Source organism: Sphingobacterium sp. WOUb80 (genome assembly GCF_050058145.1).
In the GTDB taxonomy this organism is placed as follows: domain Bacteria; phylum Bacteroidota; class Bacteroidia; order Sphingobacteriales; family Sphingobacteriaceae; genus Sphingobacterium.
Genome location: NZ_CP165617.1, coordinates 4,153,571 through 4,179,496, shown reverse-complemented (window position 1 = coordinate 4,179,496; position 25,926 = coordinate 4,153,571). Strand labels below are relative to the sequence as shown.

Below are 25,926 nucleotides of genomic sequence, written 5' to 3'. Positions count from 1 at the left end.
ATTATGCTGATGAAAAACAAAATGTTGATCTGGAAATCCTTATTGGGGCTATTGGTTCTTTTGGGGGCTGTGTATTTTTTTGTGAATCAAAGACAGGAATTGGCATCGTCTGTAGGGCTTATCCAGTCAAGTTCGTTGTTTTGGGTGGCAATAGGTATCGTTGTTTCTTTGGCTTACATCGCCATGCAAGGTTTGGTCTATGTATATAGTTTCAGGTCTTTGCAACAAAAGCTATCCCTAGGTGGGGCTACTCGCTTATTTCTAAAGAGAAACTTTATCAGTGTCTTTCTTCCGGTAGGTGGATTTACCTCACTGGCTTTCTTTAAAAAAGAAGTCAATCAGGAAGGAATCGACGATTCAAACGCCAATCTTTCTTCGGTTATCTATGCCGTCATTAGCCTAGTATCCTTATTTATACTTTGTCTTTTTGTTTTTCTGTTTGTAGGGATAGCAGGTCTTGATGTTCAGATCATAGGGATTATGTTTGTTTTTAGTGTCCTATTGTTGGGATTTGGCTGGTACTGCAGGTCGTTTTATCGAGGCGGAAGTGCATATACGCTCACCATACGTTATTTCCCGTCGATAGCAGGCACCTGGGATGAATTGCATAAAAAGGGCGTAAATTTCTGGGCAGTATTGCAAAGTCTAATTTGGGCAACAGCCATTGAGCTAGTCGGGATTTTACATATCTATATTGCTATGCTTGCTTTAGGCTTTGAAACATCGTTATTGGCCTGTACGGTAACCTATGCAGTCGGAACGTTAGTTTATTGTTTTTCGCCATTGATGAAGGGGGTGGGACTTATCGAAGTGTCTATGGTTGTCATTCTGTGTAAGTTTGGCTACAGCGAAGAACAGGCTATTTCGATATCCTTGTTATACCGTTTATTTGAATTCTGGGGGCCATTGGCATTGGGCGGCATTAGTTTCTTTGTAAATAAGAATAACATCTTTGTTCGGATACTTCCATCTGTTTTTATTTTTGTGATGGGACTTATAAATATCATTTCGGTATTGACGCCAGCTATCCATAGCCGTGTAGCTGCATTAAAACAATTTATATCTTACGACGCGTTAAACTTTTCTAATGCAGCTGTGCTTTTCTTTGGCATACTGCTGGTGATGTGCTCGGGCTTTTTATTGAAAGGTTTACGTATGGCCTGGTATGCTGCGGTGGCACTATGTTCACTTTCTATTATTGCCAATCTTTCCAAAGGTCTGGATTTTGAAGAAGCCTGGTTCGCTTTTTTGGTGCTGTTGATGCTCCTTTATTCATCAAAACATTATTTTATACAAAGCAATAGAAGGCTAAGCTCCTTAAATCTCAGTTTGGTCCTGTGGCTTATCGGAGTTGTGCTGATGTATGGGATTGCTGGGTTCTATTTCTTGAATGCGAAGCATTTCAATATGGACTTTACCATTGTAAATGCGGTGAACAATACATTGCATTGTTTTCTATTGCTGAATGGTGATGTCGCAGAACCCCAGACTGCCATAGGACAGTACTTCTTGTATTCCATTAATTTTTTTAGTGTCGTTAGTCTTTCAGCATTATTCTACTGGATGGTAAATCCTTGTCAGTTAGCGGAAGAAGATGCCGGTGGACAGATTGAAATTGCGCAGCATCTTTTGGAGCGTTATGGTAAATCGCCTGTCGATTATTTCAAGACCTATGGAGATAAAGATCTTTTCTTTAATGCTGAGCAGACGGGTTTTATTGCGTACAAAAAATGTTATGGTTTTGCTATGGTACTGGAGGGACCCGTTTGTGAGGACAGGGAGGATGCGATGAAAGAATTGATTAATGCATTTGAACGCTATTGTCGCAAATCGAGTTTGAAAACAGCCTATTACCGAGTTGACGGTAGACATTTAGGGATTTTCAAACAACTTGGCAAAAAATCTTTTCTGATCGGAGAAGAAGCGATTGTCAATGTCGATAATTTTTCACTGGAAGGTAAGAAACGAAAATCGCTTCGAAATGCGGTGAATAGTATTGAGAAAAAAGGATTTGTTTCGAATTTATATCGGGCACCGTTGTCAAATGGTTTGCTTCAGAAGTTGCAGGTTGTATCGGATCATTGGTTGCGGGATATGAAGCGCTCAGAACGTGTTTTTTCTCAGGGGATGTTTGACGTTGGAAAGATTAAAAATAGTCATGTAATTACTTTGGAGGACAATGAAGGACGCATTTTGGCTTTTTTGAATATCATTCCCAATTATGCTCCGGACGAGGCAACTTACGATCTTATTCGAAAATTGCAAGATGCTCCTGGCGGAAATATGGATGTATTGATTATTCGTTTTTTGGAGTATTGCAAAGAGGAAGGTTATTCTTTTCTAAATATGGGGTTGGCGCCTTTTTCGGGGTTTGACAAGAAGAAAGGGCTCGTTGAACGCATTATTAGTTTTTTATATGAGAATAACCCGTATTTCCGTCAACCAAAGGGACTAAAAGAATTTAAGGAAAAATTCGATCCTTGCTGGGTCGAGAAATTTGTCGTGTATTCACATGATTTGGATTTGATTTCAGTGCCTTTGGTGATTGATAAGGCAATGAAATCAAATGCGGGTAAGTGATAGGGGTGACTTTTGCTGAAAGTGAGTTTGTTCTTTGAATAGAATTTTAATCAATTATTTGCACAAGATCGGCACAATTGCCGCTGAGCATCTGAAAGGTGAAACCGGTATCGAGTTTTATCTCTGCGCATGATGACGTACGTAGGTACGCCGCTTTTCGGGTCAGGTATTCCACGAGATCAGTTAATGTGGGGTTGTGGCCAAAGAGCAAAACATGATTGATATGATCGGGAATTGCATTGATGATGGATAACAGGTGTTTGTAGGTGCATTCATAAATTGTTTCTTCAATTTGAATATCAAAAGAAGAAGCGCCCATCACATCCAGAAAAATACGTGTTGTTTGGAGTGCCCGGTTGGCCGGCGAGCTGATTACAATACTGTTTTCATCTAGGGTCAATTTTGTAGCGAGCTTGGCAGCAACCTGTTTTGCATGCTGAATTCCATCAGAAGTAAGAGCGCGGTCAAAATCGTTTATGCCCGGAATGGTTTCAGCTTTGGCATGTCGGATGATATAGAGTTTTTTACTGTTGTCCATGATTAAAATTTTTGATTCTATACTAATAACGCTTTTGTTCCTTGTTCATTGTGTTTGCTAAGGGAGACAAGGGGTTATTGCTTATGAATACAAATAAAAATAAATCAAGTTTTGAAAAGTAAATATTATATGAATAATTATTGCACTTTATTTAATTCTTTGTATCTCTCAAGGGGGCTGACCATGTATCGGTCACTTGAAAAGTGTGCAAGGGACTTTCACCTCTATATTTTTGCATTTGATGATGAGTGTTATCGTATTCTGTCTGAATTACAGCTGGCTAAGGCTACTGTCATCCGATTGTCTGATTTTGAAGATGAGCAATTATTGGCTATAAAATCCACTCGTACTACAGGAGAATATTGTTGGACTTGTACGCCTTCAATTATTCTATATAGTATTCGAAAATTTGGTTTATCCAATTGCACGTACCTGGATGCGGATTTGTTTTTCTATGCCGATCCAGTGGTGTTAATTGACGAGGCAGGGGGAGCATCCGTGATTATAACCCCACATCGATACAGCCCAATGTATGAAGATAGCGAATCGGGAGGGATCTATTGTGTGCAGTTTGTTTACTTTAAGAATTCAGATGAAGGTATAGCGGTTTTGGAGTGGTGGCGTTCAGCGTGTATTGAATGGTGCTACAATCGCAGGGAACCCGGAAGATTTGGCGATCAAAAATACCTGGATGTATGGACGACTAGGTTTACAGGGGTGCATGTCCTGGAACATTTAGGCGGAGGTGTAGCGCCCTGGAATGTTCAGCAATATGATTTTGAACATAAAATAGGGCAAGTCTGGGGCAAAGAGCTTGCTAGTCAGTGTTTATTTCCCGTGGTGTTTTATCACTTTCATGCGTTAAAATATGCAGAAATGAATTCTTTTACTCTTGCAGGCGGCAATTTAATAAGTGATAATGACATCCATTTTTTGTATAAACCTTATGTAAAAGCATTAAAAAATTCAGGTCGTGAAATACGGTCTTTATCACGCTTACTCCAATTCCATGAGATGAATGAAATTCCGCGTATTCGTAAATCACTACGCCGAATGTTTAATTTATATGTACTTGGCAAATTTAGAGAATACTACCATCAATCCTATTTCTTAAGATAATGGCTTATCAAATTGATTTAAAAACATTTACCGATGATCGTGGACATTTAACGGTGATCGAAAAAATAACCCCTTTTGAGGTGAAAAGGATATTTTATATTTATGGTGTTGACGGATCCATACGGGGTGGACATCGACATCATAAAACTGTACAGGCTGCAATTTGTTTAAAAGGCAGTTGCGCGATTTACAATCAGGATGGAGGCAATGAACGGATTTTTGAATTGAACTCACCTGATCAATGTTTAATATTAGAACCAAGGGATTGGCATCAGATGTTTGACTTTTCGGAAGATGCTATTCTTATGGTACTTGCTTCTGAATATTTTGATTCAACGGATTATATTTACGAACCCTATTTTATACATGATAGCTTACGAGAGTTTACGTCAGGTCAATAAGGAATTTATGGAGGAGTATACGCAGGTTTTTCATGACGTATTGCATGGAGGCTGGTATATTTTGGGAAAAGAAGTACAGCAATTCGAGCAATCATTTGCGGCTTATTGTGGTGTGCAACATTGCATCGGTGTAGCCTCTGGACTGGATGCGTTAGTTTTGTCATTACGTTATTTTGGCTTTACTCCCGGCGATGAAGTGATCGTTCCTGCTAATACCTATATTGCTTCAATTCTTGCCATTATGCAGGTGGGGCTAAAACCCGTACTTGTTGAGCCCGATGTGGATACCTACAATATTGATCCTAAAAAAATTGAGTCAGCTATTACAGAAAGGACCAGGGCGATTTTAGTTGTTCATCTCTATGGTAAATTGTGTGAGATGGATCCCATCATTTCTCTCGCGGGTCGATATGGACTACGTGTCATTGAAGACTGCGCCCAAGCACATGGCGCTAGCTACAATGGCCAAAAGGCGGGTTCATTTGGCGATTTTGGAGCGTTCAGCTTCTATCCGACTAAGAATTTAGGCGCTTTAGGGGATGCTGGAGCTATAACATGTAAGGATGATAAACTGAATAATTCGATTCGGACCCTACGTAATTATGGTTCGTCTGCTAAATATGTCTTTGATGAAGTAGGTTATAACTCGCGGCTCGACGAGTTGCAAGCTGCCTTTCTATCTGTGAAATTAAAATTTCTAGATAAGATTACAGCTCACAAACAAAAGCTGGCGGCAGTCTATCTGCGTGAGTTAAAGTCTGATTTTATACTTCCGGTTGTACAGCCTCAACAAGAGGATGTTTATCATATTTTTGCAATCCGTCACCCTGAACGCAATCGGTTGAAAGAATATCTATTGGATAATGGTATCGGAACGGAAATTCATTATCCTATTGCACCGCATCAACAAAAAGCGATGAAAGGAATTTTATCAAGCGATAGATATCCCATTTCTGAGGAACTTCATCGAACTATATTGAGCCTTCCTATTTCTTATGGACATACGGAGGATGATATTAATAGAGTGGTCGAGGTAATGAATAAGTTTTCCTGAAATTTTTTACGAGCAAATTATTGAGAGACCTTATCAATGGAATTTTTTTAAAGAAAAAAAATAGGGCAATACGTCTTCTGTTGGCTTTAATTTTTTTAGGATTAAGATCTTGCCAAATTTCGAATGTCGCATAATGTAACCCTAAGATCTCTAAAAAATTGAGGTCTTTTGTATTTGGTAGAGTGCCCAAAATCATGCTCCCATTTCTGGTTGTATTTAATAATTCCGAAGCCGAGGTCCGTAAACGAAAAGCATCAGGGCAGGTTGACTTAAGGAAGTTACCGTAAGTTTCATATTCGGAGAATCCAGAAAGTGCCATATCTTTTGTGGCTATATTTTCAAGGATATAATATGGCCAGACCTGATTCTCAGCGTTTGTGCTCAGCTCAAGTAACATTTTTTGCATCAGCTTTGTTTGGACCATAAAATGCTCAGATATAAACGAGTAGTTGACTGTTTTTGTTATGCCAAGTATATGTTCTAATGTTTCAAAATAAGGATTATGATTTTCTTCACTCTTGTGGATGAGCACCTTATCTTCTTGATCAAAGAAATTGATTGGTTTTAGTGGGATTGTATCTGCATCCCATATTAGATAATAGTCACTTTGAATGATTTTGGAAACTTCCATTTTTAAGAATTGCTGGAAGTACCAGCCGGCTCTATCTCCATTCGCTATTTTGTGTTTTAGGAAGTCAGCTACAGATTGAAAATTAAACTGGTCAAACAATTTATTTTCATTAATAAGAAGTAAATTGTTTAGATTGAGCGCTTGAAATTTTTCGAAATGAGAAGGGTTTGTTATGACATAGATTTGTTGCGCTTGAAAAAATAGTTTAACCTGATTGATCACGATCTTTGCAATTTCGATGTGTTGCGGACCTACGCAGATGACAATATCGTAGTTTGGGTTATTTATAAATAATTGCATCACTGGAGAATCTAGATGAGTTAAAATGTGACAAAAGTTGGTAGGATTAATCCCGTAGTCTCTATCGTAGCATCATTAATCCATTTTTTTGGCGATACCACAACTTTATCCGGATTATCGTTTAACCAAGCTCCCCACCAGCTAAAACTGCTATTCGCGATAATATGATGTTTACACAATGACATGAGCTGTAGATCGCGAAAACTGTTAGAGCCGGAGTTATGTTCAACGAAGATAGCATTTATATCTTTAAACTCTGATTTACACCATTTAATATCATTAGAAAATACTACAAAAAGCGGTGAATCCTGTGTCTCAAGTATATACTGTATGCTTTTTTGATAGTATTCCTCCGTACATATATCTTTAAATAAGGGTTCTTTTAGATAATCGCCTCTCCGGACATGTAGTGAAATTGCATTGTGATTGTTTATTAAATGCTGTATTTGGATGTTTTTAGCGTCTTCTAAAGGAGGGAATATGAGATGCTTGTGAAGAAGTGAAGCTACATGATTGACATAGTCAATGTGTTGCCAATAGCCCCAGTAATAGCGACTTTTATTCTCTTCAAAAATCTGGCCTGCATAAGCAAATTGCGGAGATTCCTCAAAATAGGCATTTTTGGTAAAGCACATTCTTCTTAATTTTCGCCAACTCCAATTTCTGTTTTTTTGAGAATATAGATTTCGTTCAAAGGAATTTATCTTAGGAAGCTTAATATTAAATATAGTTTCCAGTTCAAAACCGTTATGCAATTCATAATCCTCAAAATCAATTAAATCAGCTTTTACACATTTGAATTTTTGCTTTAATGCTAAAAAAAAAGCATATTGAAATAATTGGTTGCCGAGACCACCTAAAAATTTAACTATTTTCATTTTTTAGATTTTAAAAAAATTTGACAGTTTTTTTTAATGCCCTTCTAAATTGTTTTGCTGTAATATATTTCCATCCAAAAAAGGGCTTAGAGAAGAAATAGAATAAAGTTTTTTTTCCACCATTATTCATGATTACCTCATACCATTTTTGAAAAATAAATTGATATGTTTTAGATGATAATGATTGATTAGTGGGATTAATTTGATGTAATAATTGGATATAAAATTTTTTATACTCATCAATGCTAATGCCGGGCCAGTCAAATGGAGGTGTTATCATTTTTTGATGCTTTATATCTGAGGGCAAATTAAGGCTATAAAGAATATTTTCTTTTATCGGTAAAATTTGATTTTCAAGTTCTACTGCATATTTTTTTGAAATGCCTGAAGTATGATCCCGATATAAGAGTAGGCACTTATCTAAATTTGCCACAGGGTACTTTGTTGAAATTCTCAAAAATAAATCGTAATCTTCTGCGAGGGGGATTCGGTATCCATTGAATTCTCTAAAAATATCCATTCTCATCATAACGGATGAGTGAGTGAAGTTATTGCCAAAAAGCAAGAGATGTCGAAGTAAGTCAGGGTCTGTCTCTACCTTAAATTTTTGCCCCGTAGGTATTCCTTGGGGATTTATTACATCTGCATGCCCGCCAATTAATGCGAGTTCGGGTCTCTTAATAAATTCGTCTATTAGTAATTGCAAACGATCTGGGATCGCAATATCGTCACTGTCCATTATCGCGATAAAATCTCCAGTAGCTTCCTGTAAAGCTCTATTTCTAGTGATTACAACGCCTTGATTAATTTGATTCTGCAATAATTTGATCCTGCTATCATCAAATTTCATTATCTCCCTTACGGTATTATCCGATGAACAATCATCTATTATTAGGAATTCGAAGTTACTATAGGTTTGATTCAGTATACTTTGAATTGCCTGTGCAATATATCTTTCGGTATTATATGCGGCCATTAAGACCGTTATCAAAGGCTGGTTTGAGCTCATTATAGTGTTGGGTACATTTTAATCAATGCCATATTTAAAACCCTAGCTTATGGCAGAATGGTATAATATTTTCTTTTCTTGTAAAAATATGCAAAATATCTATATTGGAAGGTCTTTTTATTGATTCTATTATCAAGCTTTCTGTGAAATTTGACCTGAAATGAGGAACAAAATATTTTCAAAAAAAACTCAATTATCAACGAGTTTGAAAGCTTATTTTTATCTTTATTGTGTTGATGAGAAGTTCACCAGAAGAGATGATAGTATACTCGATAATGACGAAGAATAGGATATTATTGGTGTGTATATATGGGAATTATGTATATATTTTATGAAGAAAAGAATTTTGCTGCTTGTTCCAAATGATTATAAACTCTATTTGTTAATAGAACGAAATTTGTTAGAGATTGGTTTTGAGGTAACAGTTGTCCTCCATGACTCCATAAAATTTAAATATAAAAATATATTCCAGAGAGTCATTAATACGATAAAAAAACTGATAGATGGTAACAATCAATATAAACAACAACTTGCCCGCGAATATACAGCTGAACAGCTTTTAAAGAGAATTGATACCTTTGATTTATTTGATTATTGTTTGGTTCTTAGAGCCGATTTTTTTCACAAAAATGTGTTATTAGCGGCCAAAAACAAATCTAGGTATATGGTGTCCTATCATTACGATGGGTTAAGACGGAATCCAGATATCTTTAAAATGATTCCACTATTTGATAAATTTTATGTATTCGATGAAGACGATGTTATCATAAATGACGAACTGCAGACTTATCTTTTACATAATTTTTATTTCGACTTTGTTCAAACAACTGATTCGATTAATTATGATACCTATTTTTTAGGCTTTTATAATAAGAGTCGGGAGCTTTCTTTGTTAAACTTGTTTGATATTTTAACTAAAATTTATCAAACAGTAAAATTTCAGATTGTGTTTCCTTCCAACCAGTTAGAGCATTCAAATCTTTATAAAGAGAGGGGGATAGAGTGTTTAAATGAAATTATTCCATTCGAAGACTATTTGAGGCATATAGAGCAAACAAAGGTAGTAGTGGATTTTTTAATTGGTGATCATAACGGATTATCCTTTCGGATATTTGAAGGATTGAAATATGAAAAAAAAGTGATTACGACCAATGTAAATATCATTAAATATGATTTTTATCATCCCAATAACTTCTATGTCTTAGACTCTTCTTCAATGAATTATATAGATATCCTTGCTTTCCTCGGAACTCCATATGTTGCCATTGATCCAAGCATTAAAAAGGAATATAGCTTCTCTTCTTGGATCAGTCAAATATTAGATATTGATTGAGATTAATAATTTGCTTCGGAGGCTACTAAATTTCCATCCTCGTCAAATTTCCAAGAGCTTGAGCTCGAAGATGTTCTCATGTAAACATTTTGCTCTTCTGTAAGGTTTTTAGGATCCAAATACCAACCCATATGTTTACAAGTGAAATCTCCTGCAATGCGGATACCTTCATAAAATTTCATTGGTTTCACTTTGAATTTTTTCGGATATTTTGGTTTATAAAGAGCAAATGTAGTATCTATACCTGCTTTGTATATATTTGATCCTAATTTCTCTTGCCAGAATTGTTTTTCCCATTTTAGCACCTTCTCTTTAAACGGATAAAACTCAGGGATTGTTTTTAAGTCAAGGGCAAATCCGACCTTTTGTATTTTATCATGGTACTTATCCATGACATTTATCATGATATCTAAAAAATTATCTGGCAATTTTTCGTTTGGAAGAATATCCGCATCAGTTATACAATAATATCCGTATCCATATTTATTTTGTAGATCCTCGTTTTCAAAAAATACCATGTGTCCCAAATTTTCAGACATCATTTCTATTTTTACCTTATCTTTGATTTGACTATAATACGCTAAAAGAGGCTGATATGTTGATTTATTGTCAATAATTATTATATTTTTAATATTCTTAGCAAGAAGAAATGAAACCAAATTTTTTAAATTTTCCAATTGGTTATAATTGATAATTATTATAGGAATGCTGCTAGCATCTTTTCTTTGCTTTTTTACTTTTTTATCGAAATAAATTAAAGATACGTACTGTAAAAAATGATATATCCGTTTTAATTGTTTTTTCATTAGCCAAATTCATTGTGGTGAATGCCAAATTTACTAAAAATAGTTTTTTCAAATATTATAAAGTATGCGTGTTTTTCTTTTTACTGTATAATTTTGATGTAAGATTAAAAAGACGAATTATGTTTTTTTAAGGTATTTTTCCATGCATCTGTTACGTCCTCTCTTTCATTGGCTATACTATAATTTGTCAAGATAAAATCTGAAGCTTGTTTTCTTTGACGTGTTACTAGATCTGGGTTTGTCTCAAATAAACCTACTATATAAATAATTTTATTGACATATCCTATTATGTCTCCTTCCTCTATCGAATATGAAAATTCTGGGTTAAAATATTCCGCGCCTCCTCTGCCTTTATATCCCACAACAATACAGCCACAGGCCATTGCTTCGGCGGGTGGTAGACCAAACCCTTCCCGATGATTGAAACTTAAAAAAATTGCACTTTCACGCATAATCCGTGCTACTTCTTTTTCTGATTTATTTTCAATAGGGATTAACCTCCAGGAATCGTCGATCCCTTTAAGTTGGAGTATTTTGATGACTTGTGAGATATCGTGAGACAACTTTCTAGGCATAAAACATATTTGTCTTTTCTTGTCTGGAGAATAAAAGAAAAGTTCATTGTTTATTCCTAACCTTAACTTATGAATTGAGATCTCAGGAAAGACATATTTCAGGTAACTTTGGGAGTCTTCAGATACTGTGATTACTGCCAGAGTCTTATCGTCAGTATATGTGTTTTTCTGTAATTCAAAGTTAGTTGAATGGTCAAATGTATAATAGCAGTTTTGATTAAATATTACCCGCGATAAATTTGGTGTAATTTTATGTGCATTTAAGCCATAAAATTCTGGAAACACCAATATTGAATTACTTTCTAATCTTTTGCTGACCAACTTCAGCAGAAATAAAGTTATTCTTCTGAAGATATTGATGGTTTTCGACTTAGCAATGTATTTTATTTGCTTAAAGATATATGGATTATAGGAAATTGGAGGATTATTTTCTAACCATTTCTCTTTATTCCCATACCATTTATGTAGAATTTTAGCGTTAATTCCAGCGTTATTTAATATATCTACTTGTCTATACATCTGCTTTACACCACCAGTAGCATATTTATTTGTCGGACAGATGAAATAAATGATAAAATCTTTTTTCATTATGATGTAACGCTTTCTACCCAATTTTCTAAAGAGTATCTTTTTGTTATTTGTAAACTCGGATTAAGGTACTCATCTTTTAGAAATTCCTCAGGGAGCTCAATCTTATTGATATCTTGAAGATATAGTATATTTGTCGTATTGTAAAATTCTAGAGATTTTACATTTTCAGCTGTTGTAATCAGTTTCTTTTTTAATCCTAGCGCCTCAAAAGGGCGAAAAGAAAGTCCCTTTTGATGCGGATGTGATAGATCTAAAATGACCTTGCTGTCGAAATAATATTCACAGGATTTTTTAAAAGGGATAATTTGCTCAATTATTTCCATATTTTCCGGAAGTTTTTCTTTGATTTGATCTTTTTTATAGACAAAAATTCGTGCTTTTGCTTTTATCCCTTGGCTGTTGAAGTATTGAAATAGTTTGATAGCATCATGAATTCTATTGTCATATGTTATCAATAGGGCGACGTCAAATTTTATCTCCCAATTTTGAGCTTCCTTAAAGTAAAAATTAGTGATAGGGGTAAATCCATAATTATAACAGTCATCTGGGTCGAAGCTTAATATATTGTCAAATTTAGCAAGAAATTCATTTGATTGTGGAATTTTCTTGATACTGTCCCACAGAATTGCCTTGCTTTTTTTTGACTTAGCAATAGCAGTCTCTAATGCCTGTTCTGTCAACATATCTGGTCGATTTACAAGGAGCAAATCATATTCTTCGGATCTTTCAATGGTCTGCCGGATATATAATTCAGTTTTTATTTTTTTTAGATTATGTCCTTTAAAAGTTTTTAGGAAAAAATTGAATATTCTTTCACCAATATTTTTATACTTATAGGGTTTTGTTGAGTCTATTTCAATTACTTCATAATCGCTATAGGATTGTAATCCTTGATAGACAACTTCATTAAATCCGTAATAATTAGGAGCTATAAAGAGTAATTTTTTTTTCATTTAAGATTTGTTCAAGACCAAATACGTTGTCAAGCCAATTATCTAAAGTGTATTTTCTAAATAATTCGGTGGAAATTCTTTTGTATGGAGTGTGAAAAAAAGATTCGTTTAGAATTTCTAGATCGTTATCGATATATAGAATATTTTGAGGATCGTAAAAATCATAGTTCAGAATACTAGGGTTGTCAGTGATGAGTTTTTTCTCAAAAGCCATCGCTTCAAAAATACGAAAGCTTAATCCTTCTTGGCCATCTCGCATAAGATCCAAAATTACTTTGTTTTTCTTATATTCGGCTAATACTTCATCTATATATATCGGGGTTTTTCTTAGTTGAATATACTTACCAAGTAGTCTGCTAGAAGATAATTGCTTTAGTTTCTCTTTCCATATCTGTTTTCCGACCACAATAATCTTACTGCGTACTTGGAGAGCGGAAAGACGAGCCGCGAGTTTACGCAAAAGCTTGATGCGCCGTTTGTCATAGGAAGTAATATAGAATAAGTCGTTTTCAATTTCCTCAGCCGGAATTGGTTGTTCAGAAAGATAATTGTAGTTTGTTATCTTCTCAAAACCATATTTTTCTACGTCCTTGTCTTCAAAAGAGTAAATCTTATCAAACAATTCCAATTTTTCTTCTACAGGAAAACGATCGAGGTTGTCATAGAGATAAGAGATTAAATAAGGAGTATAAGATTTGATCTGTTTAATAGTCCCATAATCTAATGTATGGGGATTTAGGACGAGTATTTGGTCTTGAGGGCCTAGTTCTTTCAGGGTATTTATTACGTACTCCTGACGTTTCACATGTTTGATGTTTTTATTCAGAAAAATTTTGCTTATTGCATTAGAGGCCCGTTCACCAAAATTTTTGTATTTATATGCACCCATATTGATATGTGATGCATCAATACCCTTTTCTTGTAATTTCTTTACAATATGGTGGTCGTAGTTCCAGTAATCAAAGCTTATAATGCAAATCTTCATTTTTTTCCTTCTCTTTTCAATGACTTAAAAGTTTCATGTACACTGAGACTCTGTAAGTAGCAAAGTTGGTATCCTCGTCGCCCATCTAATATTCCTAGTTTCAAAAAGTATGCCTTAAAAAATTTAAAGGATACTTTGGCTAGGTGACTTAAGAGCGAATACCGTTTATTTTTGGCGTATAGCTCTTTACCTTTAAGCTGACCATAATGGATCATTTTTTCCTTATAACTCGCATAGTCTGCAAAGGAATAGTGCCATATCTTGTTTTTTAAGCTACCAATTGTGCCATTGACAAGCAATGTCTCATGCACTTTCTTTTTCGTGTCGTATGTTGCTTTACTTTTTTTGAACAAACGGAAGTTCTTATCGTTTTGTGTTCCCGAAAAATTAATGCGTTCGCCACAAAAGAAAAATAGCCGATACATATAATAAGCATCTTTTGCTTGCGGATCGTTTATTGTCGATAATATCTCCGTTTGGCAAGCCGAAGTCAAACGCTCATCGGCATCCAAAAAAAGTACCCAATCGTTATTCGCATAAGTCAAGGCCAAATTGCGCTGCTTGGTGAAGTCCTCAAACTTGTTTTGATAAATTTTCACTTTGGGGTGCAGACCAGCTAATTCAACTGTTCGATCGGTACTGAATGAATCCACAACAATGATCTCATCTGCAAACTCCATGCTTTTGAGGACTTCTGCTATATTATCCTCTTCATTGTATGTAATGATTAAAGCGCTTATTTTTTGACTCAAGGTATACGATATAATTGAAAAATTGGACCATACTTTATTGTAACGTGAAAGTTCGCTAATTCGTTACAATTTAATTGAAAAAATGACATTTAATGTTTTCACAATGTAGATCACTATAGTGGGCTTTATTGCTTTGTGACAAATATATTACATATTTTTTGTAATAAAATATAAAAAAAATGAAATGTTTGTGAAGCGAATATTTATTGTTCTCTAGAACAATATGTGATTAACTAAATACAAGAAAATACATATTTGTAAGGGATATATCGTTATTTTTGCATGTTTTATAGTTTTGAATCTATTTTTACAACACTGTATACGCTATTTATTACCATAATTTAATTTTTATTCCAAGTGGCTATTCCAAAAGTTATCTATCAGACTTTTAAAACCAATAAGATACCCTTGTTGACGAAGTTTTATATTTGGCGATTTCTGAAGCGAAATAAAGGCTATAGTAGGAAGTTCTTTGATGATGCTCAAATTGATACACTTATCAGGGAAAATTTTGACCAACGTACGTATAAGGCCTTTGCCCGTTTACAGATCGGAGCCGCTAAAGCGGATTTTTTTAGGTATGCGGTTTTATATGTTTATGGCGGTATTTATTTAGATTTGGATAGCGATATTATCGGTGTGTTGGATCGTGTTATTAGGCCTGATGATACTGCTGTTATTACCCATGAAAAGAATAGAAGTCTTTATGCGCAATGGGCATTGATCTACGATAAAGGACACCCGTTCCTGAGAAGGACGATCGAATTAATTGTACGGAATATCGAGGAAAACAGATACCCCCATGACGTCCATCAGATGACGGGACCAACTGTATATACAGAAGCTATAAATTTGGTCTTAAAAGAAGATCCTCAGGTTTCCTATCGCCGGATAACAGACGATTATCAAGGGCTCCTGAAATTTAAGTATAAACTCAGTAAGATTCTGATTTACGGAGATCGCTCACTGCATTGGAAAAAAATGCAGCTTCGTGTGCCTGTGGTCAAACCTAAGGATGATTAGATCTAGACAGCTCTTATTTCTTATATATGCTATGAATTTGAATTTCAAAAAGATCTTTTTAAAGAATAAGAATGTTAAATTCTTTTATTATCTGAGTGTATTTGGACGGCAGTTGAGGCCGAAGCTACTCTTACGGAAGAAAGCATCGGTACTATTGAACAAAAACCAAACAGAAGAGTCTGAATGGGTCCGATTTCGGATAAACTATTATAATAAATTATCGCCACAGCAGCCTTTGTCAGATCAAGCGATTCAAATCAAAGATTATAAAATGCCCGAGAAGATTCGTGTTTATTATTTTGATAGTAAAGAATATCTTGATTATTTTGATCAACAATTGAAATTTCAAATTCTCCCTGGAGATATTATTGATATTCCGGATAAACCTGCGCTGGTGAAAAGTAGGCCAATTGCAGGTGATAATGCCAACTCGGTATTGTTAAACTTGGATAAGAGCAGGCACTTTAACTTTATTACCGACCATGTTGCTTTTCAGAAGAAAAAAAATGCGCTTGTTGGCAGGAGTGAGTTTGCACAGGTCCATCGGGAACTTTTCTTTCAGAAATACCACAAACATCCATTATGTGATTTAAAAAGAGCGTTTAAGTCTTCAGATCCAGATTATCTATCGATCACTGGACACTTGTCTTATAAATTTATTCTTGCCTTGGAAGGAAACGATGTGGCGACAAATCTGAAATGGATTATGTCGTCTAATTCGATTGCTGTCATGCCAATGCCCAAATATGAAACTTGGTTTATGGAGGGTAGCCTGATCCCTGACCATCATTTTATATGTATTAAAGAAGACTATTCGGACTTGGAAGAGAAATTAAATTATTTTATTAACCATGAAGACGCCGCTAAATGTATTGTGAAAAATGCGCATGAATACGTTGCCCAGTTTAAGAATAAGAAGCTTGAAGATCTAATATCGCTAAGGGTACTACAGAAGTATTTTATTTCAACGGGCCAATCGGTCAATTTATAATTTAGCGTAAATGGAAGCCATTTGTTTGGCAACCTGGTCATCATTAAACTTCTGCACAAATTCAAGCCCTTTTTCGATCATTTCATACCGCTTGGCAGAATCTGCAAGTAGCGTTGTTATAGCACGCTGTATCTGCGATACATCCTTAGGATCAATATAACAAGATGCCGGACCTCCTGCTTCTGGAAATACGCCCATTTTACTTGTAATCACAGGGGTACCTGAGTAGAGCGCTTCTATAATAGGAATGCCAAAGCCTTCGTAAATTGAGGGGTAGATAAAAATCGTTGCCGAAGCATATAGAACTGCCAATTCTTCCATAGCTAGGCCCTGGAAAAAGAAGATCCTGTTCTCCATATTATTTTGTCGGATATAGTCCATGATCTCCTGATGATAGCGTGTCGGCTTTCCTACAATAACAAGGGGAATATCGATGTCTTTGATCGCTTTTACTGTTGGTAGGATATTCTTTCTGGGTTCAATTGTTCCAACATTTAATAAGAATTCCTTTGGTAATTTTAGCTTGTTTCTAAGTTCCGCCTTCTGCTCTTCAGTTTTGAGGGTCTTGAATGCTTCATGGCATCCTTGGTAAACAACATCTATTTTTTCTTCAGCGATATGAAATAGGTCGACAATGTCATTTTTAGTACATTCGCTTATGGCAACGATACGATCGGACGCCTCACAGGCATGTCTGAATTTCTTTTTATAAATCCAACGGTCAATTGGATGATAAAGTTCAGGATGTCTTAAAAAAATTAAATCGTGAATGGTAACGATGGATTTAATGTGTGCCTTTGCTAATCCTAAGGGAATTTCACCTGACAGTCCATGGAAAATATCAATCTTATCTTTTTTTAAATCATGAACGATACGCTGGTTGCGCCAGAGATTGGGCCAGGTGCTATTGATAAAACCCTGAGGCAAGCGGATATTGTCTTGCGTTGCAGACTGATTAATATATTGATCGCCAATTTTTGGTGTATATTTTAGGTACTCATTTTCGGGAGCGTACTTTTCGAGTATGCGAATGAGGTCCCGGCTATAATTCCCTAGACCGGTCTTGTTTAAGAAATAGCGTTTTGCATCGAATCCAATCCTCATCTTACTCCATTTATTTTTTCGATCACCATTTCCGGTGTAATTAAATCAATTGCTTCTATGCCATCACAATTACAGGCTTTGTTACCGTAGACTGAACTCGGTCGATTGGGGTGTTCTACTTGGATACAATCCGTTAGCTGTTGCCCGTAACCAGTGAATCCAGCATAAGGATGCGTTGCTCCCCACAAAGAAAGGCACCGCACGCCCATGAGAGACGCCATATGGAGCCCCGAAGAGTCCATACTGATCATGAGAGCTAGATTAGAGATCAAATCGAGCTCTTCCCTTAACGAAAATTTGCCTATTGTATTATAGGTGTTGGGAAATCGCTCGGTCCAGTTTTGGGCAATCTGAAATTCTTCTTCACCACCGCCAAATAACAGTACGTCATAGCCATTGTGCGTCAAAGCATCTATTACTTTTTCCATTTTTACCTGTGGAAAAATCTTATAACGATGCTGTGCAAAGGGGGCAATGCCGATTTTCTTTCGATCGAAGTTACCAAACATACTAAAAGCCGCTTTGGGAACGTCCTGCAAATTAGGAACCAATTTATTGCTGAGCTCAAATTTAAAGCCTAATGCGCGAAATACATCTGCATAACGCTCTACTGTTAACTTCAAAGGAACTTTAATTTTGTTGTTCTCCCGGGTTAGCGCATTCTTCTCCGCACGTCCCTTATCAAGCTGCTTGACTTTTACGCCCGATAGGGAAAATAAGAGATCAACTATACGTGAACGTAAATTGAAATGTAAATCAGCGACAGCGTCTGCACCATATCTGGCCAGTTCCTTTTTTAGTCTAACCAACCCCCAAAAACCTTGATGCGTTGTTTTGGGTTCAATCGCGTGAAAGCGTATGTTTTTTATGCCTTCAAAAAACGGGGCAAAAAATTGCCTGCTGACCATAATGATTTCTACAGAGGGATACTGCATGCAGAATTCTTTCAAGACCGAAGCAACCATGGCAACATCGCCCATAGCTGAAAATCGTGTAACTATGATCCGTTGCGGTAAGGGCATCGTTTATTTTCCTGATGAATATAATACTGGGTTCAATGATGGATCATTATACATTTTCATCTGTTTATAGACTTTCATGTATTTATCGCCAGAAGCGATGGCGTCCATCAAATCGTCAATACTTTGTGATAAATCCTTCCGCTGTTCCAATAAAATATTCAGTTTTTCCTGACAAGCATTGATATGGGCTTCAGAAGCGTCTGTACGTAATGTTTCCTGCTCCATATGGTAGATTTTTAACGCTAAAATAGAGAGTCTATCAATTGCCCAAGCTGGACTTTCTGTATTGATTGTTGCTGTTGGACGAGCTTGTATATCTTGAAATTTTTGTAGGAAATAACTGTCAATATACTCCACTGTATCGGTACGGTACTGATTGGATTCGTCAATCCGTCTTTTCCAATATAAACCTTCTTGGGGTTCAATAGCGGGATTACGCACAACATCTTCCATATGCCATTGTACGGTGTCAATCCAGCATTTTAAATAGAGGAGATGTTCTAGGGATTGTTTGTCATACGGATTTTGGATTGGATGATCAATCTGGTCGTATACGTGGTAATCCTGGATAGCACGTTGAAAAATTGGATTTGCTATTGCACTAATCATGGTACAAATATAAAATATATTATGGAGTTATTCTTACTATTCGGCTGAGACATTAAGCCAGTGAATGGAACGATAACCTTGTTTAAAATGAAAAAAAATCCCTGTTTTCTAAAATGCCGAAAGTAATAAATTGGGAAAGATACCCAAGATCAAGACTGCTACGGTACATAGGATTCCAATACACAAAAGTACGGCATTGAATTTAACCGCTGGAGATGCCGTTCTGTCCTTTAGAAAGGCGTTCAAGGGAATCTTAAAATAGTAAAACAACGAGATAACCGATGTGAGCGCTCCGACAATTAGCAATACCAATAAACTGAAAGATTGGAAGTTTTGGTATTGTTCAAACACTTTGGAAAAGACCAAAAGCTTTCCGACAAAACCGGCCGTCGGAGGAAGACCAATCAAGGCTATTAAAACGATTGAAAATGATGTGAACAGTAGTGGGAATTGTTTTCCTAATCCTCGATAGGATTCAATCCATGTATTGCCCAGACTTGCTTCCAAGGTGTCAATAAAGATAAATACTGCGATATTCATCAAGGCATAAATGGAAAGATAAAATAATAAAACATTTGATTCATTATTTTGATAAACCAATACAGCCATCAGTAATATACCAGTATGTCCAATAGAAGAATAGGCCATCATCCTTTTGGCATCCTGTTGACGTAAGGCCGCTAAGTTACCGATCAGCATGGTTGCAATGGCGATCGCAATAATGACATACGTTAGGAAATCGCTGAAATAAAAGGAAACGTTAAGCCATGCGGAGAGTATTTTGGATAACAGGACGACAACTGCAATTTTCGGTACAGTGGCAAGATAGGTCGTAATCACTGTTGGGGCTCCTTGGTAAACATCGGGACTCCACACATGAAAAGGAAAGAAGCTCAGTTTAAAACCAATACCTGTCAGCAAAAAGAGTAAAGCTATACTGATCATGATCTGTGGTGCTTCCATCAAACCAGCGATGTGGCTAGGGGCATCAAAATTCAAGTTTCCCGTGAAACCGTATAGTAAAGACAATCCATAAAGCATAACGGCAGCACAGATCGATCCGAAGAGTACATATTTTAAAGCGGCTTCCGATTGAACTTTAGTGGTCGAAAAATAACCGACCATAATATAAGAGCTGATCGAAACGGTTTCCACGGCGATAAAGATCATCAGCCAATTGCTCGACATCGTCAACAGATTTAAGCCTAGGGTTGCCGTAAGCAATACGGCGTAAAGATCTCCTAAAGGTCGTTCTTGATGACGTTGTTGAATGAAAACAGCGATGAGGATTGTTGACAGCAGGATAATCAATCGAGCAGCTATAGCAAATGCATCAATATGGATCATATCAAAGAAGCCCGCTATTTCTACCTGACTAATTCCCTGTCCCACTAGATAGCAGCCGCTCAGCAACAGTCCGATGAGGGTAATGGTAAAAGATGTATGCTTCCAGTGTTTGTCAATAAAAAGACTAGCGAGGATAGTACCAATAAAAGTGACGATCAATGTCAGTTCGGGCTTAAAATAGGGGATACTGACGATAATCTGATCGAGGAATGAACTGATATATGGACTGAATGCAAGCATGCTGAATTAAATAAATTGTTGAATAAAGCTCACGAGATTCAGGACGCTGGCATTTAGATTGTTAAATACTAATGCTGGCATAATACCGAGTAATAAAGCGAGTGCTAAGGTCGGAAACAGGATCAGCTGTTCTCGTGAATTCACATCCGTTAGGGCATTGCTCCAGGACTCTCCACCTTTCAAACGGACTTGTCCAAAGAACATCCGTTGAAGAGTCCAGAGGAGGTAGGCAGCACTTAATAGAATACCTATTGAACCTGCCAAGGCCATCCAGCGTGGTAATCCTGTACCTACACTTTCGGCATTGAATGAGCCGATAATGACAAAAGCTTCGCCAATAAAGGCTGAAAAGCCTGGTAGTCCCAAAGAAGCAAAAAATGCAACAGCGACGTAGCCTGTATATTTTGGCATAATTTGCGCCAAGCCACGGAAACTATAGATGTTCCTGTCATGTACACGATCATAGACCACGCCGACCAGGAAGAAGAGTGCAGCGGATAAAAATCCATGGGAAATCATCTGAAACATCGCTCCAGAAATACCTTCTGCTGTCAGCGATGCAATACCAAGCAACACAAAACCCATATGTGAAACCGATGAATAAGCAATCATCCGTTTCAGATCTTTTTGTGATAAGGCATTTAATGCGCCATAAATAATAGAGACAACTCCAATTAATCCAAGCCACCAGTTAGATAAGGCTGCCATGTCGGGAAAGATGCTATAACAGATGCGGATGATACCGTAACCACCGATTTTCAAAAGGATACCTGCTAAGATAATAGATACCGGAGTTGGCGCCTCGACGTGGGCATCCGGTAGCCAGGTATGTAGAGGGACAATGGGTACCTTAATGGCAAAAGCAAAGAAAAGCACAATGAAACCAACCAATCGGGCCGAAATGCCCAAAATCTCCTGGTAACCTTCCCAACCGAAAATAGAACCCTCAAGATAATTCTGTGGATTCATCATATAGATCATATTGAAGGTATGTGCACCAGTCACCGGGTTGATAACTGAAAAATACAAGCCTACAATGATCAACAACATAAATACAGACCCAAATAGGGTATATAAAAAGAATTTTATGGCTGCATATTCGCGTCTTGCACCACCCCAAATACCGATCAAGAAGTATAGTGGCAGTAACATGACTTCGTAAAACAAATAGAACAGGAAGAAATCCAGTGCACAGAAAATCCCCATGACGGCCATATTGAGCACCATGAGCAGGGCAAAGTATCCTTTAGGGCTTTTCTGTATATTCCAGGATGCACCGATAGCCATCAGCATAACGAAGGCACTCAATAGCAAGAGGGGCATGGAGATTCCATCAATACCGATAAGATAATCGATTTCTAATTTACCTATTGATCCTAAATCTAACCGGATCCAGGAAAGCTGTTCAACAAATTGATAGCCCGCCAGATCTTGGACTCCTGTTTTGCTTGCATCAAATTGTGCATAACATATTCCGGCCAGTACAAATTGTATTGCTGTGAATGCTAAAGCAACATATTTGTAACTCGATTTATAGCGTGTTGGTAAGGCGAGAATGAGCGCCGTAGCCAATAGCGGTAAAAATATCAATAAGGATAGAATAGGCATTTCCTAAAAGAATATAAGATAAATTAAACCAAGTAAAACTAATAAAAAGACGGAGTACAACGTAGTCTGTAGCTTTCCGTTTTGGACCAAGCGGACTTGATTGCCCGTCCAATAGGCGACAGAAGCAACCGTATTGACAAAACCGTCTACAATATATTTGTCTATCCACACACTTAGCTGAGAGAGGGATAAGACGATAAACTGAATCAAAGAAACGAAAGCGTCAACGATATGACGGTCAAACCAATAACAGAACTGCGCTAATTTTAATGTGCCATTCACAAAGACTGCTTGGTAAAATTCATTGATATACCCCTGGTTGAAAGCGGCTTTTAATGCCTGGCTATCGGGGTTCAAAGGGTATTTATTTTGGACATACCATTTCCAGCCGATGATCCAGCCAATACCCGAACCTAATAGTAATATGGCAGGAATGATAAGGTGCGCACTATGGCTTGGCGCAAAAGCATATTCGTCCAATAAAAGGCTATCCATCAACCAGGAATCATGATAAGAAAACGGATTGAAAGAGAATACCGGAAATAGACAGAAGAGACCCAACGTAAACATGGGGATCAACATGGTCTTTGGTGCTTCATGTAGCGGATGATCATGTAGTTTGCCCTGCAGCTGTGTCAACAGTCTGAACTCTCCAAAAAATGCTTTAAAGAGCAAACGACCAATGTAGAAAGCCGTTAATATACTTACCAGAATTAAAATCGCGGGGATGATAAGGTATAAGTTACCTTTTGAAATAGCCCATTCAAAGGAAGAGATAACGATACTATCTTTGGATAGATAACCTGAAGTCAACGGGAAGCCTGCAAGTGCCAGCGAAGCGATACTCATCAGCACGAAGGTCTTTGGCATATATTGACGTAATCCACCCATATTCCGTAGATCCTGTGGATCGAAGTCTAGATGGCTATGTGCCTTAAGATGCGCCATTTCATGGATGACAGCTCCTGCAGAAAGAAACAATAGACACTTAAAGAAGGCATGTGTAGTCAGATGGAATAAGGCAGCATCCCATGTTCCAATGCCAATTCCAACCATCATAAAACCTAACTGCGATATGGTGGAAAATGCAAGAATACGTTTGATGTCGTATTGGCCAAGCGCAAAGTATGCCGCCGATGCAGCAGTGATTGTACCTATAATGGCTATAAATAGTAACGCCGACTCATTAAATAAGGGAAATACAGTAGCCAAAAGAAATACACCTGCAGCAACCATGGTCGCAGCGTGAATCAAAGAGGATACCGATGTTGGTCCTTCCATGGCGTCAGGAAGCCACACATGTAATGGAAATTGTGCAGATTTAGCCATAGCTGCCAAGAAGAAGGCAAGTCCAGCAATGGTTAGCCAGATCTGAGGTAAGCTATTGACTGGAGATGTCCAAAGTCCATCCGTGATCGTGGATTGATAGATTAAGCCATTTTCACCAAATAAATCGATTAAATTGAGTGTCTTGAATTGCGTAAATAGGATCGCAAGCCCAATTAGAAAACCGAGGTCGCCGATGCGATTGACCAAAAATGCTTTTTTATTAGCTTGTACAGCTGTTTCACGTGTGAACCAGAAGCCGATGAGGAGATACGATGCAAAACCGACCAATTCCCAAAAAACGTACATTAGTAAAAGACTGTCCATAATGACCAATCCCAGCATGGCAAAACAGAAAAGGCTGAGATACATCCAATAGCGGTGGATACCCGCATCGCCATGCATATAGGCTCTGGAGTATATATGTACGGGCAGGGCAACAGTAGGTACCAAAAAGAGCATCAAAGTACTCAAATTGTTCAGCAGGATACCAACTTTGAATGTTGTTTCACCAATGGTGAACCAATTTACTTGAATTGATACCGCGGGATTATTCCATATGGAGAACCAAGTAAACCCACCAGCGATAAAGCTGAGGGTGATAGCCATGAGAGAAACTAGGCCAGACTGGTCGCGTTTGCCTACTATTGCTTGATATAGGAATGCCACTAATGGTGCCACCAAGGTAAGTAGCGCGGTCAGAAGGGGTGATATGTGAACAAATTGATCCAATGTTTACTTGTCTTTTAATTGGTTTATCTCATCCGGATTAATGGTTTTGTAATGTCTATAAACATTTAATACGATAGCCAATCCAACAGCGACTGCGGCCGCTGCAAGAACGATGGCAAATAATGCGAAAATTTGTCCACCATAACTCAATTTATCGTATTTTCCAAAGGCCACAAAGTTCAGGATCGCGGCATTGATCATCAACTCAATACCGACCAAAATCATAATTGCATTTTTCTTGGAAAGAACCGTATAGAGTCCAATACAAAAGATACAAGCACTTACCACCAAAAAATGGGTTAGTGTAATCATGTCGTGCGCTCCTTTCTGGATAAATGTGATGCTCCTATCAAAGCCATCATCAAAAACACGGATATAATTTCAAATGGCAATACATAAAAAGTCATAAAACGCAATCCGATTTGATGGATATTATTATCTGTTGCGACAATCTCGGTATTATTTTCTCTAGCTTGTAAAATCCATGTAGGCGGGGCTTGTTGCCATTCAATAATGCCATATAGCATTAATAACAGGAAGCCTAGCACTACTGGAATAGTTTGCCATTTGGGCATGCTTAAGAATGAACCGCTGCTATCTTGGAGATCTTTCAAGAGTTCTTTGTTGGAAAGCATAAAGGCAAATAACATCAAGATGAGCACGCCTCCGACATACACCATTATTTGTGTGATGGCCACAAAATCGGCCAAAGCAAATAAGTAAAGTCCTGCCATGGCAAATAGCACAATAAAAAACAGGAACAAGGCACGTGCAATATTTTTAAGATTGACAAGTAAAAGTGCTGAACCGATTGCTAGGGTAGCAAAGGCGTAGAATAAAATACTTTCCATCTTTTATTTTTGCTTTGCTGCCTCCTTTTCAGCTTGAAACTTGGTCCATTCTGCTTTGCGCTGTGCGACCTCACTATCGGTCATATCTGAAAATCCATAGATAAGGTCAGTCAGTTTTTGCGAACTGCGGTCATATTCGTTGGTCATGGTAATACATTCCGTCGGACATACGACCGTACATAATCCACAATACATACATTTGGCCATATCAATATTGAATTTAGCCGGATATAGTCTTTTAACGCTACCATCTGAAGTTTTACCAATCGCTTCCGGTGATTTGATTGCTTCGATTTCGATGCAGTCGACGGGACAAGCCTTTGCACATAGATCACAGACAATACAGTCCTCGATATCGACTTGCAGCTGATAGCGGGCAACCTCGGGAATAGGCATTTTTTCACGCGGATATTGAACCGTGACAATACCCTCCTGTTGATCAAAGTAATTGTCTTTCTTGATATTTAATTCCGTTCGCGAACGTCGGGCACCAAACAAGTGTTTAACAGTCAAAGATAAACCTTTGATTGCCGTGCGAAATGCATGCGAAGCCGTTTTAAATATCATA

25 protein-coding genes are annotated in these 25,926 nt (G+C 37.2%); 7 read left to right on the top strand and 18 right to left on the bottom strand.

Annotated features, from left to right (window positions below; translation table 11 throughout):
- Positions 1–9 precede the first annotated feature (9 nt).
- Positions 10–2,580: a flippase-like domain-containing protein gene (locus AB1Z56_RS17570; RefSeq protein WP_426789765.1), complete on the top strand. Its 2,571-nt coding sequence runs from the start codon at positions 10–12 to the stop codon at positions 2,578–2,580.
- Between the two features lie 46 nt (positions 2,581–2,626).
- On the opposite strand, the gene AB1Z56_RS17565 is transcribed toward AB1Z56_RS17570, so the two are convergent.
- Positions 2,627–3,118, bottom strand: coding sequence for a SixA phosphatase family protein (locus tag AB1Z56_RS17565; protein ID WP_309365920.1), 492 nt, complete (start codon positions 3,116–3,118; stop codon positions 2,627–2,629).
- Positions 3,119–3,247: 129 nt separating this feature from the next.
- Here AB1Z56_RS17565 and AB1Z56_RS17560 point away from each other — a divergent pair, with 129 nt between their 5' ends.
- Genes AB1Z56_RS17560 through AB1Z56_RS17550 form a run of 3 tightly spaced genes read left to right on the top strand, consistent with a single transcriptional unit; the run spans position 3,248 to position 5,692 of the window.
- A complete protein-coding gene (locus AB1Z56_RS17560) occupies positions 3,248–4,237 on the top strand; it encodes a glycosyl transferase (protein WP_426789764.1) in 990 nt (329 codons plus the stop codon).
- Positions 4,237–4,638: a sugar 3,4-ketoisomerase gene (locus AB1Z56_RS17555; RefSeq protein WP_426789763.1), complete on the top strand. Its 402-nt coding sequence runs from the start codon at positions 4,237–4,239 to the stop codon at positions 4,636–4,638. Before AB1Z56_RS17560 ends, AB1Z56_RS17555 begins: the two co-directional genes overlap by 1 nt.
- Positions 4,604–5,692: a DegT/DnrJ/EryC1/StrS family aminotransferase gene (locus tag AB1Z56_RS17550; RefSeq protein ID WP_309365926.1), complete on the top strand. Its 1,089-nt coding sequence runs from the start codon at positions 4,604–4,606 to the stop codon at positions 5,690–5,692. Before AB1Z56_RS17555 ends, AB1Z56_RS17550 begins: the two co-directional genes overlap by 35 nt.
- On the opposite strand, the gene AB1Z56_RS17545 is transcribed toward AB1Z56_RS17550, so the two are convergent.
- The 3 genes from AB1Z56_RS17545 to AB1Z56_RS17535 are packed head-to-tail and all read right to left on the bottom strand — an operon-like array spanning position 5,655 to position 8,510.
- Positions 5,655–6,623, bottom strand: coding sequence for a DUF6492 family protein (locus tag AB1Z56_RS17545; protein WP_426789762.1), 969 nt, complete (start codon positions 6,621–6,623; stop codon positions 5,655–5,657). The genes AB1Z56_RS17550 and AB1Z56_RS17545 overlap by 38 nt on opposite strands.
- A gap of 20 nt (positions 6,624–6,643) precedes the next feature.
- Positions 6,644–7,501, bottom strand: coding sequence for an alpha-1,2-fucosyltransferase (locus AB1Z56_RS17540; RefSeq protein WP_426789761.1), 858 nt, complete (start codon positions 7,499–7,501; stop codon positions 6,644–6,646).
- 10 nt (positions 7,502–7,511) lie between these two features.
- The gene (locus AB1Z56_RS17535; protein WP_426789760.1) at positions 7,512–8,510 is read right to left on the bottom strand and encodes a glycosyltransferase family 2 protein; all 999 of its coding nucleotides are present in this window, start codon (positions 8,508–8,510) and stop codon (positions 7,512–7,514) included.
- A gap of 331 nt (positions 8,511–8,841) precedes the next feature.
- On the opposite strand from AB1Z56_RS17535, the gene AB1Z56_RS17530 reads away from it, so the two are divergent.
- Positions 8,842–9,843, top strand: coding sequence for a hypothetical protein (locus tag AB1Z56_RS17530; RefSeq protein ID WP_426789759.1), 1,002 nt, complete (start codon positions 8,842–8,844; stop codon positions 9,841–9,843).
- A gap of 2 nt (positions 9,844–9,845) precedes the next feature.
- Here the strand turns inward: AB1Z56_RS17530 and AB1Z56_RS17525 are convergent, their stop codons facing one another.
- From AB1Z56_RS17525 to AB1Z56_RS17505, 5 genes are all read right to left on the bottom strand, one after another.
- Positions 9,846–10,649 (bottom strand): hypothetical protein, encoded by an 804-nt coding sequence (locus AB1Z56_RS17525; RefSeq protein WP_426789758.1) that lies wholly within the window; start codon positions 10,647–10,649, stop codon positions 9,846–9,848.
- A gap of 104 nt (positions 10,650–10,753) precedes the next feature.
- Positions 10,754–11,812 carry a glycosyltransferase gene (locus AB1Z56_RS17520; protein ID WP_426789757.1) on the bottom strand — a complete coding sequence of 353 codons (1,059 nt, stop codon included), beginning with the start codon at positions 11,810–11,812 and terminating at the stop codon, positions 10,754–10,756.
- A complete protein-coding gene (locus tag AB1Z56_RS17515; RefSeq protein ID WP_426789756.1) occupies positions 11,812–12,768 on the bottom strand; it encodes a hypothetical protein in 957 nt (318 codons plus the stop codon). The genes AB1Z56_RS17520 and AB1Z56_RS17515 overlap by 1 nt, the downstream gene beginning before the upstream one ends.
- A complete protein-coding gene (locus AB1Z56_RS17510) occupies positions 12,737–13,753 on the bottom strand; it encodes a hypothetical protein (RefSeq protein ID WP_426789755.1) in 1,017 nt (338 codons plus the stop codon). The genes AB1Z56_RS17515 and AB1Z56_RS17510 overlap by 32 nt, the downstream gene beginning before the upstream one ends.
- Positions 13,750–14,505, bottom strand: a complete 756-nt coding sequence (locus AB1Z56_RS17505; protein WP_309365943.1) for a glycosyltransferase family 2 protein — start codon at positions 14,503–14,505, stop codon at positions 13,750–13,752. The genes AB1Z56_RS17510 and AB1Z56_RS17505 overlap by 4 nt, the downstream gene beginning before the upstream one ends.
- A gap of 357 nt (positions 14,506–14,862) precedes the next feature.
- Between AB1Z56_RS17505 and AB1Z56_RS17500 the strand changes: the two genes are divergently transcribed.
- Together AB1Z56_RS17500 and AB1Z56_RS17495 are read left to right on the top strand one after the other, a co-directional pair.
- Entirely contained in the window at positions 14,863–15,528 is a 666-nt protein-coding gene (locus tag AB1Z56_RS17500; protein WP_426789754.1) for a glycosyltransferase family 32 protein, read from the top strand.
- A gap of 31 nt (positions 15,529–15,559) precedes the next feature.
- The gene (locus tag AB1Z56_RS17495) at positions 15,560–16,519 is read left to right on the top strand and encodes a glycosyl transferase family 90 (RefSeq protein ID WP_426789753.1); all 960 of its coding nucleotides are present in this window, start codon (positions 15,560–15,562) and stop codon (positions 16,517–16,519) included.
- Here the strand turns inward: AB1Z56_RS17495 and AB1Z56_RS17490 are convergent.
- The 9 genes from AB1Z56_RS17490 to AB1Z56_RS17450 form a co-directional block, all read right to left on the bottom strand.
- Positions 16,514–17,623, bottom strand: a complete 1,110-nt coding sequence (locus AB1Z56_RS17490) for a glycosyltransferase family 4 protein (RefSeq protein ID WP_426789752.1) — start codon at positions 17,621–17,623, stop codon at positions 16,514–16,516. The genes AB1Z56_RS17495 and AB1Z56_RS17490 overlap by 6 nt on opposite strands.
- Positions 17,620–18,645 (bottom strand): glycosyltransferase family 9 protein, encoded by a 1,026-nt coding sequence (locus AB1Z56_RS17485; protein ID WP_313269247.1) that lies wholly within the window; start codon positions 18,643–18,645, stop codon positions 17,620–17,622. The genes AB1Z56_RS17490 and AB1Z56_RS17485 overlap by 4 nt, the downstream gene beginning before the upstream one ends.
- Positions 18,646–18,648: 3 nt before the next feature.
- Positions 18,649–19,254, bottom strand: coding sequence for a DUF4254 domain-containing protein (locus tag AB1Z56_RS17480; RefSeq protein WP_313269250.1), 606 nt, complete (start codon positions 19,252–19,254; stop codon positions 18,649–18,651).
- Between the two features lie 108 nt (positions 19,255–19,362).
- Positions 19,363–20,841: an NADH-quinone oxidoreductase subunit N gene (locus AB1Z56_RS17475; RefSeq protein WP_426789751.1), complete on the bottom strand. Its 1,479-nt coding sequence runs from the start codon at positions 20,839–20,841 to the stop codon at positions 19,363–19,365.
- Positions 20,842–20,847: 6 nt separating this feature from the next.
- The gene (locus AB1Z56_RS17470) at positions 20,848–22,449 is read right to left on the bottom strand and encodes a complex I subunit 4 family protein (RefSeq protein WP_309365957.1); all 1,602 of its coding nucleotides are present in this window, start codon (positions 22,447–22,449) and stop codon (positions 20,848–20,850) included.
- A 3-nt stretch (positions 22,450–22,452) separates the two neighbouring features.
- The gene (locus AB1Z56_RS17465) at positions 22,453–24,507 is read right to left on the bottom strand and encodes an NADH-quinone oxidoreductase subunit L (protein ID WP_426789750.1); all 2,055 of its coding nucleotides are present in this window, start codon (positions 24,505–24,507) and stop codon (positions 22,453–22,455) included.
- A 3-nt stretch (positions 24,508–24,510) separates the two neighbouring features.
- A complete protein-coding gene (gene nuoK / locus AB1Z56_RS17460) occupies positions 24,511–24,819 on the bottom strand; it encodes an NADH-quinone oxidoreductase subunit NuoK (RefSeq protein WP_075994232.1) in 309 nt (102 codons plus the stop codon).
- Entirely contained in the window at positions 24,816–25,358 is a 543-nt protein-coding gene (locus AB1Z56_RS17455; protein WP_309365960.1) for an NADH-quinone oxidoreductase subunit J family protein, read from the bottom strand. The genes nuoK and AB1Z56_RS17455 overlap by 4 nt, the downstream gene beginning before the upstream one ends.
- Positions 25,359–25,361: 3 nt before the next feature.
- Positions 25,362–25,925 (bottom strand): NuoI/complex I 23 kDa subunit family protein, encoded by a 564-nt coding sequence (locus AB1Z56_RS17450; protein ID WP_046672765.1) that lies wholly within the window; start codon positions 25,923–25,925, stop codon positions 25,362–25,364.
- Position 25,926: the final 1 nt, after the last annotated feature.

What these genes read in the sequence shown, in the direction of transcription:
- AB1Z56_RS17560 (WP_426789764.1), top strand. Translation starts at nt 3,248, where the DNA reads ATGAATAATTATTGCACTTTATTTAATTCTTTGTATCTCTCAAGGGGG.
- AB1Z56_RS17455 (WP_309365960.1), bottom strand. Translation starts at nt 25,358, where the DNA reads ATGGAAAGTATTTTATTCTACGCCTTTGCTACCCTAGCAATCGGTTCA.
- AB1Z56_RS17525 (WP_426789758.1), bottom strand. Translation starts at nt 10,649, where the DNA reads ATGAAAAAACAATTAAAACGGATATATCATTTTTTACAGTACGTATCT.
- AB1Z56_RS17515 (WP_426789756.1), bottom strand. Translation starts at nt 12,768, where the DNA reads ATGAAAAAAAAATTACTCTTTATAGCTCCTAATTATTACGGATTTAAT.
- AB1Z56_RS17495 (WP_426789753.1), top strand. Translation starts at nt 15,560, where the DNA reads ATGAATTTGAATTTCAAAAAGATCTTTTTAAAGAATAAGAATGTTAAA.
- AB1Z56_RS17520 (WP_426789757.1), bottom strand. Translation starts at nt 11,812, where the DNA reads ATGAAAAAAGATTTTATCATTTATTTCATCTGTCCGACAAATAAATAT.
- AB1Z56_RS17510 (WP_426789755.1), bottom strand. Translation starts at nt 13,753, where the DNA reads ATGAAGATTTGCATTATAAGCTTTGATTACTGGAACTACGACCACCAT.
- AB1Z56_RS17530 (WP_426789759.1), top strand. Translation starts at nt 8,842, where the DNA reads ATGAAGAAAAGAATTTTGCTGCTTGTTCCAAATGATTATAAACTCTAT.
- AB1Z56_RS17470 (WP_309365957.1), bottom strand. Translation starts at nt 22,449, where the DNA reads ATGCCTATTCTATCCTTATTGATATTTTTACCGCTATTGGCTACGGCG.
- AB1Z56_RS17555 (WP_426789763.1), top strand. Translation starts at nt 4,237, where the DNA reads ATGGCTTATCAAATTGATTTAAAAACATTTACCGATGATCGTGGACAT.
- AB1Z56_RS17570 (WP_426789765.1), top strand. Translation starts at nt 10, where the DNA reads ATGAAAAACAAAATGTTGATCTGGAAATCCTTATTGGGGCTATTGGTT.
- AB1Z56_RS17490 (WP_426789752.1), bottom strand. Translation starts at nt 17,623, where the DNA reads ATGAGGATTGGATTCGATGCAAAACGCTATTTCTTAAACAAGACCGGT.
- AB1Z56_RS17565 (WP_309365920.1), bottom strand. Translation starts at nt 3,118, where the DNA reads ATGGACAACAGTAAAAAACTCTATATCATCCGACATGCCAAAGCTGAA.
- AB1Z56_RS17485 (WP_313269247.1), bottom strand. Translation starts at nt 18,645, where the DNA reads ATGCCCTTACCGCAACGGATCATAGTTACACGATTTTCAGCTATGGGC.
- AB1Z56_RS17540 (WP_426789761.1), bottom strand. Translation starts at nt 7,501, where the DNA reads ATGAAAATAGTTAAATTTTTAGGTGGTCTCGGCAACCAATTATTTCAA.
- AB1Z56_RS17480 (WP_313269250.1), bottom strand. Translation starts at nt 19,254, where the DNA reads ATGATTAGTGCAATAGCAAATCCAATTTTTCAACGTGCTATCCAGGAT.
- AB1Z56_RS17545 (WP_426789762.1), bottom strand. Translation starts at nt 6,623, where the DNA reads ATGCAATTATTTATAAATAACCCAAACTACGATATTGTCATCTGCGTA.
- AB1Z56_RS17535 (WP_426789760.1), bottom strand. Translation starts at nt 8,510, where the DNA reads ATGAGCTCAAACCAGCCTTTGATAACGGTCTTAATGGCCGCATATAAT.
- AB1Z56_RS17450 (WP_046672765.1), bottom strand. Translation starts at nt 25,925, where the DNA reads ATGATATTTAAAACGGCTTCGCATGCATTTCGCACGGCAATCAAAGGT.
- nuoK (WP_075994232.1), bottom strand. Translation starts at nt 24,819, where the DNA reads ATGATTACACTAACCCATTTTTTGGTGGTAAGTGCTTGTATCTTTTGT.
- AB1Z56_RS17475 (WP_426789751.1), bottom strand. Translation starts at nt 20,841, where the DNA reads ATGCTTGCATTCAGTCCATATATCAGTTCATTCCTCGATCAGATTATC.
- AB1Z56_RS17550 (WP_309365926.1), top strand. Translation starts at nt 4,604, where the DNA reads ATGATAGCTTACGAGAGTTTACGTCAGGTCAATAAGGAATTTATGGAG.